The 16,030-nt window shown below is 62.6% G+C and carries 17 protein-coding genes; 8 read left to right on the top strand and 9 right to left on the bottom strand.

The annotated features are described in order from the left end of the window. Positions 1-177: 177 nt before the first annotated feature. From DCO57_RS20490 to DCO57_RS20480, 3 genes are all read right to left on the bottom strand, one after another. Entirely contained in the window at positions 178-384 is a 207-nt protein-coding gene (locus DCO57_RS20490; protein WP_116700786.1) for a hypothetical protein, read from the bottom strand. A 274-nt stretch (positions 385-658) separates the two neighbouring features. Continuing rightward, positions 659-1,621, bottom strand: a complete 963-nt coding sequence (msrP, locus tag DCO57_RS20485) for a protein-methionine-sulfoxide reductase catalytic subunit MsrP (protein ID WP_116700785.1) — start codon at positions 1,619-1,621, stop codon at positions 659-661. Between the two features lie 171 nt (positions 1,622-1,792). Further along, positions 1,793-3,859 (bottom strand): elongation factor G, encoded by a 2,067-nt coding sequence (locus tag DCO57_RS20480; RefSeq protein ID WP_116700809.1) that lies wholly within the window; start codon positions 3,857-3,859, stop codon positions 1,793-1,795. 515 nt (positions 3,860-4,374) lie between these two features. On the opposite strand from DCO57_RS20480, the gene DCO57_RS20475 reads away from it, so the two are divergent. Further along, positions 4,375-4,716 (top strand): hypothetical protein, encoded by a 342-nt coding sequence (locus DCO57_RS20475; RefSeq protein WP_133192718.1) that lies wholly within the window; start codon positions 4,375-4,377, stop codon positions 4,714-4,716. A 91-nt stretch (positions 4,717-4,807) separates the two neighbouring features. Here the strand turns inward: DCO57_RS20475 and DCO57_RS20470 are convergent, their stop codons facing one another. The 3 genes from DCO57_RS20470 to DCO57_RS20460 all read right to left on the bottom strand — a co-directional run bounded on the left by DCO57_RS20470 (position 4,808) and on the right by DCO57_RS20460 (position 8,234). Next, positions 4,808-5,287, bottom strand: coding sequence for a DUF992 domain-containing protein (locus tag DCO57_RS20470; RefSeq protein ID WP_116700783.1), 480 nt, complete (start codon positions 5,285-5,287; stop codon positions 4,808-4,810). A 507-nt stretch (positions 5,288-5,794) separates the two neighbouring features. Then, positions 5,795-6,994 carry a pyridoxal phosphate-dependent aminotransferase gene (locus DCO57_RS20465; protein ID WP_116700782.1) on the bottom strand — a complete coding sequence of 400 codons (1,200 nt, stop codon included), beginning with the start codon at positions 6,992-6,994 and terminating at the stop codon, positions 5,795-5,797. Positions 6,995-7,175: 181 nt separating this feature from the next. Next, positions 7,176-8,234 (bottom strand): hypothetical protein, encoded by a 1,059-nt coding sequence (locus DCO57_RS20460; protein ID WP_208978066.1) that lies wholly within the window; start codon positions 8,232-8,234, stop codon positions 7,176-7,178. A 469-nt stretch (positions 8,235-8,703) separates the two neighbouring features. Between DCO57_RS20460 and DCO57_RS20455 the strand changes: the two genes are divergently transcribed. The 5 genes from DCO57_RS20455 to DCO57_RS20435 all read left to right on the top strand — a co-directional run bounded on the left by DCO57_RS20455 (position 8,704) and on the right by DCO57_RS20435 (position 11,772). Further along, positions 8,704-8,931 (top strand): hypothetical protein, encoded by a 228-nt coding sequence (locus tag DCO57_RS20455; RefSeq protein WP_133192717.1) that lies wholly within the window; start codon positions 8,704-8,706, stop codon positions 8,929-8,931. A 51-nt stretch (positions 8,932-8,982) separates the two neighbouring features. Then, complete coding sequence (locus DCO57_RS20450) at positions 8,983-9,222, top strand: hypothetical protein (protein WP_116700779.1); 240 nt, start codon at positions 8,983-8,985, stop codon at positions 9,220-9,222. An 811-nt stretch (positions 9,223-10,033) separates the two neighbouring features. Then, positions 10,034-10,444, top strand: coding sequence for a DUF3775 domain-containing protein (locus tag DCO57_RS20440; RefSeq protein WP_116700778.1), 411 nt, complete (start codon positions 10,034-10,036; stop codon positions 10,442-10,444). Positions 10,445-10,592: 148 nt separating this feature from the next. Further along, the gene (locus tag DCO57_RS24105; RefSeq protein WP_279629141.1) at positions 10,593-10,724 is read left to right on the top strand and encodes a hypothetical protein; all 132 of its coding nucleotides are present in this window, start codon (positions 10,593-10,595) and stop codon (positions 10,722-10,724) included. An 85-nt stretch (positions 10,725-10,809) separates the two neighbouring features. Next, positions 10,810-11,772, top strand: coding sequence for a heparan-alpha-glucosaminide N-acetyltransferase (locus tag DCO57_RS20435; protein ID WP_116700777.1), 963 nt, complete (start codon positions 10,810-10,812; stop codon positions 11,770-11,772). Here DCO57_RS20435 and DCO57_RS20430 read toward each other — a convergent pair. Next, the gene (locus DCO57_RS20430; protein ID WP_116700776.1) at positions 11,769-12,674 is read right to left on the bottom strand and encodes a choline kinase family protein; all 906 of its coding nucleotides are present in this window, start codon (positions 12,672-12,674) and stop codon (positions 11,769-11,771) included. The genes DCO57_RS20435 and DCO57_RS20430 overlap by 4 nt on opposite strands. A 42-nt stretch (positions 12,675-12,716) precedes the next feature. Between DCO57_RS20430 and DCO57_RS20425 the strand changes: the two genes are divergently transcribed. Further along, a complete protein-coding gene (locus DCO57_RS20425) occupies positions 12,717-13,016 on the top strand; it encodes a SelT/SelW/SelH family protein (RefSeq protein WP_116700775.1) in 300 nt (99 codons plus the stop codon). Positions 13,017-13,137: 121 nt separating this feature from the next. Here the strand turns inward: DCO57_RS20425 and DCO57_RS20420 are convergent, their stop codons facing one another. Both DCO57_RS20420 and DCO57_RS20415 read right to left on the bottom strand, forming a co-directional pair. Next, on the bottom strand, positions 13,138-13,521 hold the full coding sequence (locus DCO57_RS20420; RefSeq protein WP_116700774.1) for a carboxymuconolactone decarboxylase family protein: 384 nt from the start codon (positions 13,519-13,521) through the stop codon (positions 13,138-13,140). After that, on the bottom strand, positions 13,475-13,951 hold the full coding sequence (locus DCO57_RS20415) for a MerR family transcriptional regulator (RefSeq protein ID WP_116700773.1): 477 nt from the start codon (positions 13,949-13,951) through the stop codon (positions 13,475-13,477). The genes DCO57_RS20420 and DCO57_RS20415 overlap by 47 nt, the downstream gene beginning before the upstream one ends. Before the next feature lie 294 nt (positions 13,952-14,245). Here DCO57_RS20415 and betC point away from each other — a divergent pair, with 294 nt between their 5' ends. Next, entirely contained in the window at positions 14,246-15,760 is a 1,515-nt protein-coding gene (gene betC / locus DCO57_RS20410; RefSeq protein WP_116700772.1) for a choline-sulfatase, read from the top strand. The last annotated feature ends 270 nt before the right edge of the window (positions 15,761-16,030 follow it).

Genomic DNA, 16,030 nt, shown 5'->3' with positions numbered 1-16,030 from the left:
GGCCGTGGGAGTAGCGCATGAGCCGCGCCCGGGACGTTATATGTGCGGAAAGATGAGGTTGGCCTGCCTCAACAGGACGAAGGCGGCCGACCTCTCTCCGTAGGAGAAAGTGTCGGCAAGTCCTTCCAGGTCACCCGCACCGGCAAGACCGGAGAAGTACCATTCATTCTGATCGGACTATTTGCCGCCGGAACGCCGGCGAATCTCAACCCGACGGTTTTGTGTCCTGCCTGCGACAACGATCCTGGCGCCTTCCGTCGCTTTGGCGGAAACTGTCTGCGCTGCCGGTTTGACCTGCATCTGCGAATGAGTTGCAGCATTGACCGTAGAGGCCGCGGCAAATGCGGCAAAAAGCATAACCGAGGCAATCGTCGTGCGGAACATGGGGGTCACTCCTGATTGGGTTGATATTGGTTGCTCCACTCGTGAAGGTACTCGGTTTATCCGCCATGACATGTGATGGTCGGCACAGCCGATGAAAGTCAAATTTCCCCTCGAAGATCAGAGAACCGGGACGCCAATCGGCGTCCCGGTTCTCGACAGGATGACCTGCCTGGCTCGCCCGCGTTCGAGCGCAACTCATGAGGCCTGACTTTCGGAAAAGGAACGACCGCGTTCAGGCGAATGATTTGCACACCACTGACGCGGACATCCGCCCCTACATGAACAGACGCTCGCCCGTAATGTCCTTGTAGAGACCGGCAACCTGTTCCTCATAGCCGTTGTAGAGCAGCGTGTTGCGGCGCTCGTCGGTGCCCAGCACGGCCTCTGACGCCTGCGGCCAGCGCCGATGCGGCACTGACGGGTTCACATTGGCCCAGAAACCGTATTCCTGCGGCTGGATCTCTTCCCAGAAACTCACGGGACGTTCGTCGGTGAAGGAGATCTTCACCACGGACTTGATGCACTTGAAGCCGTATTTCCATGGCGTCACCAGCCGCACCGGAGCCCCGAACTGCTTGGGAAGAGGCTTGCCGTAAATGCCGGTCGCCATGAAGGCCAGCTCGTTGGTAGCCTCTTCAATGGTCAGGCCTTCCACATAGGGCCAAGGATACCACGACTGGTTCTGGCCATTGGCGACGGAGGGATCGAAGAAGGTCTCGAAACGGATATATTTCGCATCGCTCCGGGGACCGGCCAGCTTGACCAGCTCCGCCAGCGGAAAGCCGGACCAGGGAACCGCCATCGACCAGGCTTCGACGCAACGGTGCCTGTAGAGCCGTTCTTCCAGGGGCATTTTGGCGAGAAGGTCATCGATGTCGAGGGTCTGCGGATTGTCGATCATCCCGTCCAGCGTGACGGTCCAGGGCCGGATCTCCAGCTTCTGCGCCGCTGTCCAGGTCTGCTTGTGGGTTCCGAACTCGTAAAAGTTGTTGTACTTGGCCGCAATTTCCTCGGCGGTCAGATCCCGGTCCAGCGTGTAAGCCGCGTTCCGCTCGACCGGATAGAGCCCGGCGCTTGGATCCTCTTCGGCGAAGGCAGGCCGCAGGCCAAGGCCGCTGCCGAGCAGCGCACCGCCCCCGGCGAGACCGGCGAGAATCTGGCGGCGGTTCAGAAAGATATGCTCAGGCGTGGCTTCCCGCTCGGGAAGGTCCCAGCTGCGTTTTTTCAAAATGTTCATCTCAGGTCTCCCGTTTGTGCCTGAGAAAAGCGGAAACGCCCATCAATGGCAAATAACGCCCTGGTGACCGGCTTCACCAGGGCGCTGCTGGAGAGGCTCCGGCACACCGGCAGACAACACGGGAAGGGCACCGCCGCCCTCCCCCAGGTTGCCGGAAACAGGAAGGCCCGTTCACGCGGCCTGCTGTTTGCCGGAGCGCTGCAGGGCCAGATCCGCGGCCTTTCCCGAAAGCTCGGACAGATGATCGAATTCGGCCGTATAGCTCGCGACGCCCGCCGTCGCCGAGCGCAGCTCGACAATCAGGTCGCCGATTTCGGCTTCGGGCATCAGGGCCTGAACCTCGTCCCAGCCGGGCCAGCCCGGCCGGGCGTCGAAGCCGAGCAACTGCCCCCGCCGCGCCGAGACGATGGCGTTCACCCGGGCCGTCGCATCACTCGGACAGGCGATCACCACCTTGTGGACCGGTTCCAGAAGCACCGGCTTGCACTCCGGAAGCCCGTCCCGGATGGCGAGGATGCCCGCCATCCTGAACGCCTGGTCGGAGCTGTCGACGGAATGATACGACCCGTCCGTCAGGCAGACGGACACATCCACGACCGGAAAGCCGAGAGGTCCCCGGCCGAGCGCCTCCAGCACACCGTCCTTCACGGAGGGAATATACTGTTTGGGCACCACGCCGCCGGCAATCGTGTCGGTGAATTGCACCCCCTCGCCACGCGGCAGCGGCCCGATCTCCAGGGCAACATCCCCGAACTGCCCGTGTCCGCCGGACTGCTTCTTGTGCCGCCGGCGTATCTTTGTGCCCGAGCGGATGGTCTCCGCATAGGGCACATGCGGCGCATGGGCCGAGATGTCCAGTCCGTATTTGCCGGCAAGCCGTTCCTGGGCAACACGCAGATGCATTTCTCCCTGGCCCGCCAGCAGGGTCTCCGCCGTTGTCTGGTTCTGGCTTATGGTCAGGGAAGGGTCTTCCTCGGCAAGTTTCGTCAAGGCCGCCGAAAGGCGGACTTCATCCTTGCGCTGGAGGGCGGAAACGGCCGTCGCCAGCACCGGCGGACGTGCCTCGGCCAGGGCGGGACCCGAAACCGCACCCGCCTCGAAACACAGAAGATCGCCTGTTGCCACACCGTCCATCCGGCCCAGCGCGACCAGGTCCCCCTTGCCCGCCGTCGCGATCCTGGAGGCCTGCTGGCCGAAGACCGAGAACAGACCGGACACCTTGACCTCCCCCTTGCCGTTCCGGAACAGGGTATCGCCGTCTGAGACCTGCCCGTCGAGAACACGGGCGATGGACAGTTTGCCGCCATGCTGGGTATGCAGGGTCTTCACCACCTGCAGCGCAGCGCGCGTGCGTTTGCCGAGCACCCGGCTTGCAAGAAGGTCGACACCCGGCACCTCATGCCGCAACGCCTTCAGGAGACGGCTGACGCCGTTCCCGTGTTCGGCGGAGCCGAAAAAGACAGGACAGATCAACCCGTCCCGCATTTCGTCGACGAGATCGGCGAAGACCAGGTCCCGGTCCGGCGCGATGTCCTCCAGCAGGGCTTCCATGAGATCGTCGTCATGGTCGGCCAGGTGCTCCAGCATGGTGAAGCGGGCGTCGTGTTCGCGTGTCCGATCGGCGTCGGACATGTCGATCTCCGTACTCGTGTCCTTCTCGTGATAGACATGCGCCCGCTCCAGCGCCAGATCGATGAAACCCGTCGCCTGACCGTCTTCCCAGATCGGAATCTGCCTCAGAACCAGCGGCACCGCGGAGGCCGGCTGCAGCACGCTCAGGACGTCGCGCACGCGCCGGGTGCTCCTGTCGATCTTGTTCAAAAACAAAACCCGCGGGATGGCGCGGGCTTCCAGGGCTTTCAGGATGAGCTGCAGGGCAGGAACCTTGCGCTCGTCGTCCTCCGCGACAACAACGGCCAGATCCGCGCCGTTGAGCGCTCCGTCCATCTCGCTCAGGAACTCCACCGACCCCGGGCAGTCGACAAAGATAAAGCGGTCGCCGAGATAGATGGTGTCGGCGATATTGAGTTCCACACTCATGCCGTGCGCCCGCGCTTCCGGCGCGGCGTCCCCCACCGTGTTGCCGTCCGCCACGGTTCCCTGCCGGGCCACCTTGTCCGTTCGCGCCAGCAAGGCCTCCAGAAGACTGGTCTTGCCGCTGCCGAAGGGACCGACCAGAGCGATGCAGCGCGGAGCGCCCTCTGCTGCAGATGCCTTTTCGTTGGTAGTGATTGCCATCATTTGCCTCCCGTGTTCGAGGATATGTCCTCAACAACGCGGCACGGCCGGCGGCAAGAGCAAGATGACTTAAAGAGAAACCGTCCGGCTTCGCGGCGACGGTCCGCCGGCGCGGCGCCGGGCATTCCGTCCGTTGCCGTCAGCACCGCCTTGCGTCATGAAACAGTTCATCTTTCGCACGTCTCGCTCAAGGGACGCGGGCCCGCCGCGTCTCGCCCGAATGAAATCGAAGGCCGATGGCCGATACGCCGGAATTCGAAGAAAGGCGGACCTCTGACCGTCTTGCGGTCAGGGGCCGGCCATTGCCAAGTCCCGGGCACCTGGCCCCGATGAGTGCGGCGCATCGATCGGGGGCGGTCATTCATGGTCGCGCCGAACGCGACATCAACGCAAGGGAAACTTGCGCGGCAGCGCAGCAATTCTTTACGCCGCATCCTGTTCCCGGCACGGGTCATCCGATATCATCGCGCCTGCGTAACAGCTTGACGACCGGTGCCCCCGGAAAGGATCCGCGAATGCAGAAAACACATGGGAAGACAATGCGAGCCGTCGCCGGCGCGTCAACGACGCGGGGAATGATGGCTGCGGGTCTGGTGATCTTCTGGACGATCGCCGCCGGCGCCCAGTCCAACCAGCTTCGCGTCCTGCCCCAGTCGGGCTCTCCGCGCCTGCCGTCGGCCGAACAGCAGCTCAACCAGAACATGAACCGCCAGGAATCGGATTTTTCCACCCGCCAGCGCATGGACAGCACGAACCGGCTGAACCGGACGGAGGATATCAACCGTCAGAACACGCGTCCCGACATCAACTCCGCCCCCTGCCCCGGCGCCAATGCCACCTGCCGGGACAACCAGTAGCGGCGGCCGCGGTTCAGATCCCGAATTGACCCGGCACGCAAAACCGTTGTCTCCCCGGAACACATCCCGGGGAGACAACAATGTGCTGCTCTTACTTGATGAGTTCGAGCGTCATCTTGCTCACACCGAGCGTCAGATTGGTGCCGGTCTGGCTTTCCAGGCTGAACGGATTCAGCGCAATCGAACGGTCAAAGCCGCCGACAAGCGCATTTGCCTTGATCCCGGCTCCCAGGCTCGCACCGGCGGTCACACCACCATAATTGCCGGCCAGAAGACCCGGCTTGCGGTTGGCGGACGGCGCCAGAACGCCCCAGACCAGGGTCGCTTCCTTGGTCTTGCCGATATCGAGGCCATAGTCGCTGACCTTGCCGGTGTAGTTTTCGATCGCACCGCCATCGGCCGGGTTGAAGCTGCAGCCGAGCGTCGCGGTGGAGCCGACGATAAAGCTGTGCTCACCCTCCACGAGGCATTTCAGCGTGCCGATTTCAACAGTCGGGCTGTTTTCGTCGGCCAGAACCGGGCCTGTCATGAAAAGGGCAGTCGCAGCAACGGCAAATAGGGAAAAACGCATTCAGGAAGTCTCCTAACAAAGAGCGTAAACGCCCGCACGGCCTCAAGGGTCGCGGGCAGATCCCTCATATGCGCGCCCATCACGTCAAAATCGGGGCAGGTTGCACACCCGGAAAAATCAGGCCGCATTTTCCGCGCCACAGGAGCCGTATATCTCACCCGTCCCGTCCGGCGTCCCTGCTCTCACTCGGCAGGAACGCGAATGAAAAAGGTTGCAAACACCACCCCAGACTGCTGACAAACCGGTCAGGTCATAGCGAACCGGTGAGACGCACGCCAAGCACCGATCCGGAATCCAGACATGTTCTGTTCCGCTGGCGCGCCCTGAATTCAATAGTTTCAAGAGATTATGGGGGGCTGGCGCTCGTTTCCGCTCGCCTGTATGCGCCGGGTTCCGGATCTGCGCGCAGCGAGGCTGCCGTCTTCGGGAGGACAGGCTTGAGACCTTGTCATCAGTCTGAAAGGGCGGCCAATGCCGCCCTTTCCTGCTCCGGAAATACCGGAGGGCTTATTTCAGATTGCCGCAGAAGCGCTGGATGCGTGTGCAGGCCTCTTCGAGCGCCTCGGTGGCGGTCGCATAGGAGATGCGGAAGTTCGGGCCCAGGCCGAAGGCCGATCCCTGCACCACGGCCACCCCTTCCGTTTCCAGAAGCTCGGTGACGAAGTCCGCGTCGCTCTCGATCACTTTTCCGGACGGAGCGGTCTTGCCGATGGTTCCGGCGCAGGAGGGAAACACATAGAATGCCCCTTCCGGCACCGGACAGGTAAGGCCCTTCGTCTGGTTCAGCATGGAGACCACCAGATCCCGGCGCTCCTTGAAGACTTCATTGTTCTTCGGAATGAAATCCTGCGGGCCGTTCAACGCCTCGACCGCCGCCCACTGGGCGATGGAACACGGGTTGGACGTGGACTGCGACTGGACCTTGGCCATCGCCTTGATCAGTTCGGCCGGGCCACCCGCATAACCGATCCGCCAGCCGGTCATGGCATAGGCCTTGGACACCCCGTTGACCGTCAGCGTGCGCTCGTAAAGCGCCGGTTCCACCTGGGCCGGCGTGGTGAACCTGAAGTCGTCATAGACCAGATGCTCATACATGTCGTCGGTCAGCACCCAGACATGGGGATGTTTGATCAGGACATCGGTCAGCGCCTTCAGTTCGGCTTCCGTATAGGCGGCGCCGGACGGATTGGACGGGGAGTTGAAGATCATCCACTTGGTGCGGGCGGTGATCGCCGCATCCAGGGCTTCCGGCGTGATCTTGAAGGTGGCCTTGTCCGCTTCCACGATGACCGGCTCGCCGCCCGCCATCAGAACCATGTCCGGATAGCTCACCCAGTATGGGGTCGGGATGATGACCTCGTCGCCCGGATTCAGGGTCGCGACCAGCGCGTTGTAGAGAACCTGCTTGCCGCCGGTCCCGACGGTGATCTGGTTGATTTCGTAGGTCAGGCCGTTTTCCCGCTTGAACTTCTCGACAATCGCCGCCTTCAGCTCGGGAATGCCGTCAACGGCGGTATATTTGGTCTTGCCCTCGTTGATGGCCTTGATGGCCGCCGCCTTGACGTTGTCGGGCGTGTCGAAATCCGGCTCGCCGGCACCCAGTCCGATCACATCGCGGCCCGCAGCCTTGAGCTCGCGTGCCTTGTTGGTGACAGCTATGGTCGCGGAAGGTTGAACACGCGCCAATGCGTCAGCGAGAAAGCCCATAATGTCCTCCAGGGAAACGGGAATAACAGCGCGCGGACCCTAGATCCGTGCGCTGCGTAAGACAAGTGCGAAATCCGTGCATCAGCTGCGCGCACAGGCTCGTACTCCGGCAAAAGACCTCCGGCCGCGTTCAGCCGGAGATCTGAAGGATCATTCTGCGTACCGCTGACCGCGAAACGGATCAGCTCCGGGTCTCCAGGATCAGCTTCGGTTCTTTCTTGTCCGCGTCCATGATGCTGCACTTGAACCGCTTCTTCTTGGTCTGGCCGTTCAGCAGGTTCACCGGCACCGAAACCGGTACTTCCGAACCCTGCGTCGCCGCCTCCAGCAGCGCGGAATAGCTGTTGGCATGCAGCAGCATGTCCGTGATGGGCCGTTCTGCGAGAACGTCCGCCGTCAGGTGAAAGGCCTTCAACGCCGCACTGTTGGCGGCAACGATCATGCGCGACTTGCCGTTGACCACCAGCATCGGCGCACTGCAGATCTCGAACACTCTGGAGAAATCGATATCTCCGCTGACATGCCCCGCGGAAAACAGCACGCCGCCGACGGTACCGCTGATGCGGAAATACATGGCGTCGTAATTGAGTTCGAGACTGTCGTTGTTCGCAAGCAGGAACTTGCCCCGTCCCGTCGCGCTCGCCCGGCGGGTGAGGGCGGCCAGCGTCAGCGAAACGATGGTGCGTCCGACCCGGTTCTGAATATGGGCGACGTTGCGCCCCAGGATCATGCGGGCGTCCTCAATCTGGAAACACTTGAGAAAGCCTTCGCTGGCGAAGCGCACATACCCGAAATTGTCGATCAGCAGGACCACCCGATTCGAGGACGCGACGAAATGCTGAAGGATCGGCGCCAGTCCGAGCACCATGCGCCCCGGATTGTCGTCGTTCTCGCCGATCGAGGGAAAACAGATGGCGATGATGCGCCCGTCCGGGAGTTCATACCTGTGGGCCACAATCGGAATGCCCGGAATACGGTGGTCCGGACCGCCGCCGACGTCGAACGGTCCGGCCTGCCCCTCTCGGATCGCCCCCTGCACCAGACGCAGGATGGTCTTGCGGTCTTCCGGCGACAGATGCCGCAGCGCTTCGTTGGAGGGCGCTTCCTGGAGATCCTTGACCTCGCTGTTGAAGCTCTGCGACCCGATCTCGTGCCAGAGGATCGTCTTCCGGCTGATATCCGCGATAAAGAACTGCAGACCGGCCAGCGACAGCGCCGGACTTTCGCCCTCCTCTTTCAAAGGCGTCTCCGGAGAAATCACAGGCTCCTGAGGCTTTTCAGCCAAAGTGCTCCGCGCTGCCTTCAATGTCATCCCTGATCCGACCTGTATGTAGAGGTTCACCCTTGAGGCGAGCATCTTTCATAAAAGAAAACAAAGACTGAAACGGCTCGATAAAATCGAAGTTTTTCGAACACATTTTCAAGTTTAGCGGAGTCTAACTCGAGCATTTTGTCGATATGTCATCGTCATTTTTACCGCTGATTAATTGCCGGGCTCCGCAAGTCTTTGAAGGCGCGGTCGGCTTGCTTGCCTTTCGGCCCGATTCGGGAGTTTCGCCGATACGTTTCCGGACCTCCGCCTCCTCGTCGCATTCATTAAAATTTGCCTCAATATTGCCTCGAAAACACACATCTGCGGCCTGAATGGAGTCCGGGTGCCGGCGCAATTTCTTCGCAGAGTGGCAGCCTGAAAAATGAAGGAGGCTCCCATGCAGACGCCGGATAATGAAGACAGGTCCAATCGCACGTCCAGCGCAAGCTTCGCACCGGCTTTGCTTTATATGCTGGCGGCTGGTCCGTTGCTGTTGATGGCCTTCGCGTTGGAACCGACGTTGGCACCTCCGCTCGCTGCTTTCCTCGCAATGACCGCACTGACCTTCCGCATGGGCCAGCGCCTTTACGGTGAGCTTGTCCGGGCCGCGAGCCGCAGGAACTGAACGAACGCCGGCCGGAACCGGCCACAGACACGAAGACCACATGAGCAGACCATGTCACACCCTCGAACACCGAAACGCCGCAGGCCGGCCCATGAAAAAAGCGACCTGAACGAGGCCCGCCCGCTCCTGCAGGCCATCTTTCTCGGCATGCTGCTCGCCGCGGGCCTGATGACCGCGGCAGCGATAGCCAGTCCGGAAGAGCAGAAGTCTTCTCCCGCCCCGACGGAGACCGTCTCGCAATCCGCCGTCCAGAAGACGGCCCCCTTCCCCGATATGCATCAGCCCTACTGAGGACTGGCCGCAGCTTCGTTACGGCCGCGATGCCTGATCAAGGCCGCTGCGAACCGCTCTGGTTCACCGGCAGCACCTTCGTCTCCTCCGGTGTTGATCGATCCCCGGAACTGTTGATACGGCCGCCCGAACGACTCCCTCTCCGATGAGGCTTGGGCGCGGCGTTCGCTTGCGCGTCAACTGTAATACTGTCCACCGCCGCCCTGGCTGAAACCTCCTTTGTCGACCATCGCGGCCGGACAATCACCTTCGAGACGCCCCCAGAGCGAGTCGTGACGATCGTGCGCTCCGCACCGCTGATCTACCGCGCGATCGACGGCAAGAGCGCTTCAGGGATTGATGGAAGGCAGGCTGCCGTTCTGAAGGAGGCGCAGGGCCAGCTTGGGGCAGCGCTGGCGGCCCCGCAAAGGCGAGGCCCGGCTTCCTGCCTGTCTGGCATGAAAGCCGGGCCCCAAGTGCCCGGTCCGCCCCCGGTAAAGTGTCTTTCCGCGCTGGCCGAAGGCCCCGGCTTCCGGTCTGCGCGGAAATCTGTTCGTCAGGTAAGTAAAGCAACGGACCCGGCTGTCTGCAAGATCGTTCATGCCTGACGAAGCGGCAGAACCTGAAATTAACCCGATGCGCGTTTATCAGACGGGGATACCGGGGATAATCTCCGGACGCCCTTGAAAGGCCCGCACCGCCGCATCCTGTCCGACGGCTGTCTGTATCTGCAGACAATTTCCGCGCCCCCTTGCAACAGATTCATATCATCCCCATTGCCAAGGATGGAAAGTGAACCGATAAAGGACGGCAAGGTTCGTCGGAGGCAGACATGGACATCGACCTGAATTTATCCGCGGAGACCATCCGCCTGCTCGCACAAAAGGCCCGTGCGGTTTCCTCTTCGCTGGAGGACACCTTCGAGGACGGTCATGAGGGCGACGTGGAATTCGACGCCGACTCGCTGGAACAGAGCCACGGCCACGACGGTCTGGCGGAAGAGGAAAACGACGACCTCTCCGATGAGGAACTGCGCGAACTGATCGAAGACCTCAACGTCGACGAGGCCGCCGAACTGGTTGCCATCACCTGGGTCGGCCGCGGCGATTTCGACGCCGAAGATTTCGGGCAGGCCCTACAGGAGGCCCGCGAACGCGCCGAGGGCCCCACCGCGAAATATCTTCTCGGCATGCCCTTGCTGGCCGACCACCTCGAAGCCGGCCTCGACGCGCTGGATCTCTAGGCCAGGCCGACCCGGCACGGAAAATCTTACCGCACTGTCCACATGATGGCGGTTTTCTTGGGAAAACGGGTCAGGAACCGGTTTCCGGCCTTCCCGTGAGCCCCTGATTGCACCAATCTTGCCCGACTGTTTCGGGATCAGGGGATTGATGGACATGCTGCAGGATCAGGCAAACCGCGACGTGTTTACCGCCCACAGGCCGTCGCCATGGCCCTATGTCGCCGCGATGCTGGCCGCGACGGCCCTGATCACGACACTGGTTGTCACCTTCAGCAGTTAGCCTTACCTCTTTCGGGGAATGAACCGTTTCCCTGCCTTCCCGCGTCCGGCGGGCGCCGGTGCGGAACCCTGCGGAAAGCCGGAATATGTCCTCAACTCGTCTGGCAGTGCCCGACCTCGCCCGTGGTCTCGCCGTTGTCGCCATGGCGGTCTATCACCTGTCCTGGGACCTCTCCTGGTTCGGTGTCGTCGACTGGCCGGTGGCGCAGGGCCACGACTGGCGCATATTCGCCGCGCTGATTGCCGGCAGCTTTCTCTTTGTGGCGGGCATCAGTCTGGATCTGGCCCATCACAGGGGCATTCGCCTGCATGCCTTCCTGCGCCGTCTGGCGGTCATCGTCGCGGCGGCAGCGGCCGTTTCCCTGGCCACCTGGTTCACCTTCGGCGACAGTTTCGTGCGCTTCGGCATTCTGCACTGCATCGCCGCCTCCAGCGTCATCGCCCTGCCCTTCACACGCTGGCCGCTCTGGGCGGCGGCCTTGGCCGCCGCCGTCGTTCTGACCCTCCCGTTCTGGGCAAGTTCCGCCATCTTCAATGGACAGTTCTGGCTCTGGACGGGACTGGGAACACCGGACTATGGCAGCGTCGATTATGTACCGCTGGCCCCCTGGGCCGGCGCGACCCTCTCCGGTCTCACCGTTTCCAAGCTGTTCCGGCGGACCGGGATCTGGGAAAAACTGTCGGTCATCCGGGCCAGCGGTCCCGCAGGCCGGTTCACCCGGTTCATCGGCCGCCACTCCCTGCTGATCTATCTGCTGCACCAGCCGGTTCTCTACGGTCTTGTATGGACAGCGACCCTCGTCGCCGGCGATATCGACCGGGCCGGAACGGCCTTCGTCCGCAATTGTTCGGTGGCCTGCCAGGACACCTACGGCTCGCCGGACATCTGCGCACCGGCCTGCGGCTGCACCCTCGCCTTTCTCAAGGCCGACGGCATCTGGACAGACCTCAATGAGGATCCGGACAACCTGTCCCTGCGCAACCGGATGAACCGCAGGTATGCCCAATGTCTCGCCGATCCGGACCTGACGCCCGGCCTCGACAATTAAGCCAGTTCACGCAGCCGGGCCAGGGCCCGCTCTCTCCTGTTGCGGGCAAACGGCAGAAAAGTCCCGGCATCCCGTCCTCTTGCCACCTGCTCCAGCGCCCATAGGGCCGACACCGCATCGCATCTGACCTTCATCGCCTCGATCCGCGTCTCTCCGGGCACGACGCCTGCCGCCTGCCCCGTCCTGTAGGCGTGAAGAAAGGCCGTTTCCTGGGCTTGGGAAAATTCGTGTTCCAGGATCGCATAGGCCAGATCCCAGGCAGGATCCGCCAGCGCGGAATATTCCCAGTCGATCAGCCACAGCCGGTCTTCGGCCCACAGACAGTTTCCCGGCGAGAGATCGCCGTGCACCGGCACCAGCCGGACATCTTCGCCGCGCCCCGCCCTGTCTTCCAGCGCCTGCATGGCCCGGTCGAGTGCCGCGACCTCCGGCAGGAGCTCCACCTCCGAAGTCAGAAATTCCCGCTGGGTCCCGTAGACCTCCACCGGATCGAGCCGGCCGGCGAAGAGCGCGCCGGAGCTGTGCAGACGGCCCAGCGCCGCGCCGAGCCGGGCGGGAAGGTCCGCCGGCACGCGCTCGGCCACCTCCAGGGCTGCGGTCAGGAGAATGCCGTCGCCGGGGTGAACATAAAGCGGCGGCAACGCAAGCCCGAGCCCGGCCGCCAGTGCGAGGTTGCACGCTTCCGCCTGCCTGTCGACAAGCCCCTCGTTTCCGGCTGTCGGCAGGCGCAGGAAAAAGACGCCACGTTCGGCCTCCAGCCGGTAGACCCGATTGGTGAGACCGGCCTGCGGCACGGCCTTTTCAGGCACCCCGCAAACCGTGGCCAGATCCGGGTGCGCCTCAAAGGCGCCGAGGAGATCGGCGCTCAGGTCCTCTGGCATGTCGGCGGGAAATTGTGGCACAAGCGGACGAGATCACCTGTTCTGAAAAGGAGGACGCGCGCCATGGCGGACGTTCCGGCTCCCCATATCATCATCACCTACTGCCGCCAATGCAACTGGCTGCTGCGCTCCGCCTGGATGGCCCAGGAAATTCTCTCCACATTCTCCGAGGAAACCGGCGCCGTGACCCTTGTTCCGGCAACCGGAGGCACGTTCATCATCACCTGCGACGGCAAACCGGTCTGGGACCGCAAGCAGGACGGCGGTTTCCCGGAAGCCAAGGTCCTGAAGCAGCGGCTGCGCGACCTGCTCTGGCCGGAGAAGGATCTCGGCCATTCCGACCGGCCCGGTTCAGACGGCTGAGAGCGGCGCCATTCCGGACAGGCGCGGCGGAAGCCGCGCGCTGGCCCGGAATGGGCGTTGCAAGAGCGATACCAGCCTCTCAGGTGCTCATCAGAGCTGCGGATGGTTGAGGACTCTGCCGTCAGGCAGGCGCGTTCCGGGTGTCGAAAACCTCCTGTGCCGCATTCAGCCCGTTGATGGCCGCCGGCAGTCCGCCATAGACCGCCATCTGCCAGATCGCCTCGACGATTTCCTCGCGCGACGCACCGGCGGCCAGCGTATGCTCGATGTTGACCTTCAGTTGCGGCCCGGTCTGGCCGCCCAGCACGGTCAGCGCCGCGATGGTGCACAGCTGCCGGGTCTTGAGATCCAGCCCCGGCCGGGCGTAATGGCGGCCATAGGCCCATTCGATCAGGCTTTCGGCAAAACCGGGAACCAGACCGTCGTAGCGGTCGCCAAGAACGGTTTCCAGGTCCGGATTAAGCTTCGTTATCAGCGCGCGGCCGCGCTCCAGTGCGTCTGTCATGGGGGGACTTTTCCCGGTTTGGCGGCGCCGCGTGTTCGGTCCGGGCGCAGCTTTCGAAGGCAGGATCGACGGTCTCGCCCGCTTCCATCCTTCTGTAGAGATCAACCTTGTCGTCCAGGACATGCAGGGTTTCGGTCAGGCGGACGATGTCCTCGGCCACCTTGTCGCGGTGCGTTTCCAGCATGCTGCGGCGGTCGGCAAGGGAGGAACTGCCCAGGGTCCGGAGTTCCGCATAGCGCAGCCGGTCCCGGATCCCCATGCCGGTCGCCTTCAGCCGGTCGAGAAACTCGATCCAGCGCAGGATGGTCCGGTCATAGACCCGCCGGCCTCCCGCATCCCTGAGCGGGCGCGGAATGAGACCGATCTTCTCGTAGTAACGCAATGTGTCGGTCGAAAGCCCCGACTTGTCAGCAAGATCACCGATACGCATGTCTGTCTCCGAACGGGACGATTTTCCTGACTTACGGGCTGGAGTGCACTCCAGGTCAAGCGGTATTTTCCGTTTCTGGACTCATCGCCCTCCGGCCCGGGCACGCGCGGCAAAGCCGGATGCCGGTCCGGAAGTCCGGCACCATCGCACACGGCAAACCGCCCCGGACGCCCCGCCTCTGCCGCACTGGCGGGCGGATATGTCGATTTTGATTGATCAATCAATCAAAAAAACCGCATCATCTTCCAGGTCACCGGGACCGCATTTCTGAAGACGGAGGAAGAACGCCAGGCCATGACCCGCAAGAACATCCTGATCCTGATGGTCGACCAGTTGAACGGAACCCTGTTTCCCGACGGTCCGGCGGCGTTTCTTCATGCGCCCAACCTGAAGAAACTGGCGGAGCGTTCGGTGCGGTTCGAAAACACCTATACCGCCTCGCCCCTCTGCGCGCCCGGAAGGGCGAGTTTCATGTCCGGCCAGTTGCCACACCGCACCGGCGTCTACGACAATGCGGCCGAATTCGCCTCGGACATCCCCACCTATGCCCATCACCTGCGCCGCGCCGGCTACACCACCTGCCTGTCCGGCAAGATGCATTTCGTTGGCCCGGACCAGATGCACGGTCTGGAGGAACGCCTGACCACCGACATCTATCCGGCCGATTTCGGCTGGACGCCCGACTACCGCAAGCCGGGCGAGCGCATCGACTGGTGGTACCACAACATGGGTTCGGTCACCGGCGCGGGCGTTGCCGAGATTTCCAACCAGATGGAATATGACGACGATGTCGCCTTCCAGGCGGTGCGCAAGATCCACGATTACGGGCGCGGCAAATACGACCGTCCCTTCTGCCTGACCGTCAGCTTCACCCACCCGCACGACCCCTATGTGGCGCGCAGGAAGTATTGGGACCTCTACGAGGACTGCGCCCATCTTCAGCCGGAAATTCCGGCGATGGACTATGAGGACCACGATCCCCATTCCAGGCGCATCTTCGACGCCAACGACTGGCGCAGTTTCACAATCACGCAGGAGAACATCGCCAGATCCCGCCGCGCCTATTTCGCCAATATCTCCTATCTCGACGACAAGATCGGCGAGATCCTCCATGCGCTCGACGCCATGCATCTGGCCGAGGACACCACGATCCTGTTCGTCTCCGACCACGGCGACATGCTGGGCGAGCGCGGTCTGTGGTTCAAGATGAGCTTCTTCGAGGGATCGGCCCGCGTACCGCTGATGATCGCCGACGCGGATCTGGCCCCGGCCCGCATCCGCACACCGGTCAGCACCCTGGATGTCCTGCCGACCCTGTGCGACATCGCCGGCATCGACATGAGCGAGATCATGCCCTGGACCGACGGCAAGAGCCTGGTGCCGCTGGCACAGGGATCGCCGCGCAGCGAACCCGCCCTGATGGAATACGCCGCCGAGGCCTCCTATGCGCCCCTGGTCGCCATCCGCGACGGCGACTGGAAATACATCCACTGCGACCTCGACCCGCCCCAGCTTTTCAATCTGGCAAACGACCCGTCCGAACGCGTCAATCTCGCCACCGACCCCGCCCATGCCGGCACCACCGCCCGTTTCGCCGCAGCCGTGCAGGCGCAATGGGACATGGAAGCCTATGACGCCGAGGTCCGCCAGTCCCAGGCCCGCCGCTGGATCGTCTACGAGGCCCTGCGCAACGGCGCCTATTTCCCCTGGGACTACCAGCCTCTCCAGAAGGCCTCCGAACGCTACATGCGCAATCACATGGATCTGAACGAGGTGGAGGAGAAGCAGCGGTTTCCCAGGGGGGAGTAAGGTTCAGGCTTGCCAGGAATGACGGAAGCAGGGAGCCTCCTGAAAAGATGGAGCAGCCTGCAGAGCTCTTCCCGATGGGTTTCCACCAAGCCGGGCGATCGCACCCGTGATCACGCCCTCGAAATCGAGTGCAAGTCCGATTGCCTTTTGCCCGGTCCGGCAGGGTCAAATTCTACCAAAATAAATCTCAAGCATCTCCACCCCTAAAAGTTTGACAAAGCATCAACCACACGCTTGGATAGATGATTGTCTCTGCGGGAGGGGCGGGAG

The sequence above is a fragment of the Labrenzia sp. 011 genome (assembly GCF_003075075.1).
In the GTDB taxonomy this organism is placed as follows: Bacteria; Pseudomonadota; Alphaproteobacteria; order Rhizobiales; family Stappiaceae; genus Roseibium.
Note: the sequence above shows the minus strand (reverse complement) of the source record. Positions and strands in the feature narration are given on the sequence as shown.

Coding starts and splice junctions, on each gene's coding strand:
- DCO57_RS20490 (WP_116700786.1), bottom strand. CDS start 384: ATGTTCCGCACGACGATTGCCTCGGTTATGCTTTTTGCCGCATTTGCC.
- msrP (WP_116700785.1), bottom strand. CDS start 1,621: ATGAACATTTTGAAAAAACGCAGCTGGGACCTTCCCGAGCGGGAAGCC.
- DCO57_RS20480 (WP_116700809.1), bottom strand. CDS start 3,859: ATGGCAATCACTACCAACGAAAAGGCATCTGCAGCAGAGGGCGCTCCG.
- DCO57_RS20475 (WP_133192718.1), top strand. CDS start 4,375: ATGCAGAAAACACATGGGAAGACAATGCGAGCCGTCGCCGGCGCGTCA.
- DCO57_RS20470 (WP_116700783.1), bottom strand. CDS start 5,287: ATGCGTTTTTCCCTATTTGCCGTTGCTGCGACTGCCCTTTTCATGACA.
- DCO57_RS20465 (WP_116700782.1), bottom strand. CDS start 6,994: ATGGGCTTTCTCGCTGACGCATTGGCGCGTGTTCAACCTTCCGCGACC.
- DCO57_RS20455 (WP_133192717.1), top strand. CDS start 8,704: ATGCAGACGCCGGATAATGAAGACAGGTCCAATCGCACGTCCAGCGCA.
- DCO57_RS20450 (WP_116700779.1), top strand. CDS start 8,983: ATGTCACACCCTCGAACACCGAAACGCCGCAGGCCGGCCCATGAAAAA.
- DCO57_RS20440 (WP_116700778.1), top strand. CDS start 10,034: ATGGACATCGACCTGAATTTATCCGCGGAGACCATCCGCCTGCTCGCA.
- DCO57_RS24105 (WP_279629141.1), top strand. CDS start 10,593: ATGGACATGCTGCAGGATCAGGCAAACCGCGACGTGTTTACCGCCCAC.
- DCO57_RS20435 (WP_116700777.1), top strand. CDS start 10,810: ATGTCCTCAACTCGTCTGGCAGTGCCCGACCTCGCCCGTGGTCTCGCC.
- DCO57_RS20425 (WP_116700775.1), top strand. CDS start 12,717: ATGGCGGACGTTCCGGCTCCCCATATCATCATCACCTACTGCCGCCAA.
- DCO57_RS20420 (WP_116700774.1), bottom strand. CDS start 13,521: ATGACAGACGCACTGGAGCGCGGCCGCGCGCTGATAACGAAGCTTAAT.
- DCO57_RS20415 (WP_116700773.1), bottom strand. CDS start 13,951: ATGCGTATCGGTGATCTTGCTGACAAGTCGGGGCTTTCGACCGACACA.
- betC (WP_116700772.1), top strand. CDS start 14,246: ATGACCCGCAAGAACATCCTGATCCTGATGGTCGACCAGTTGAACGGA.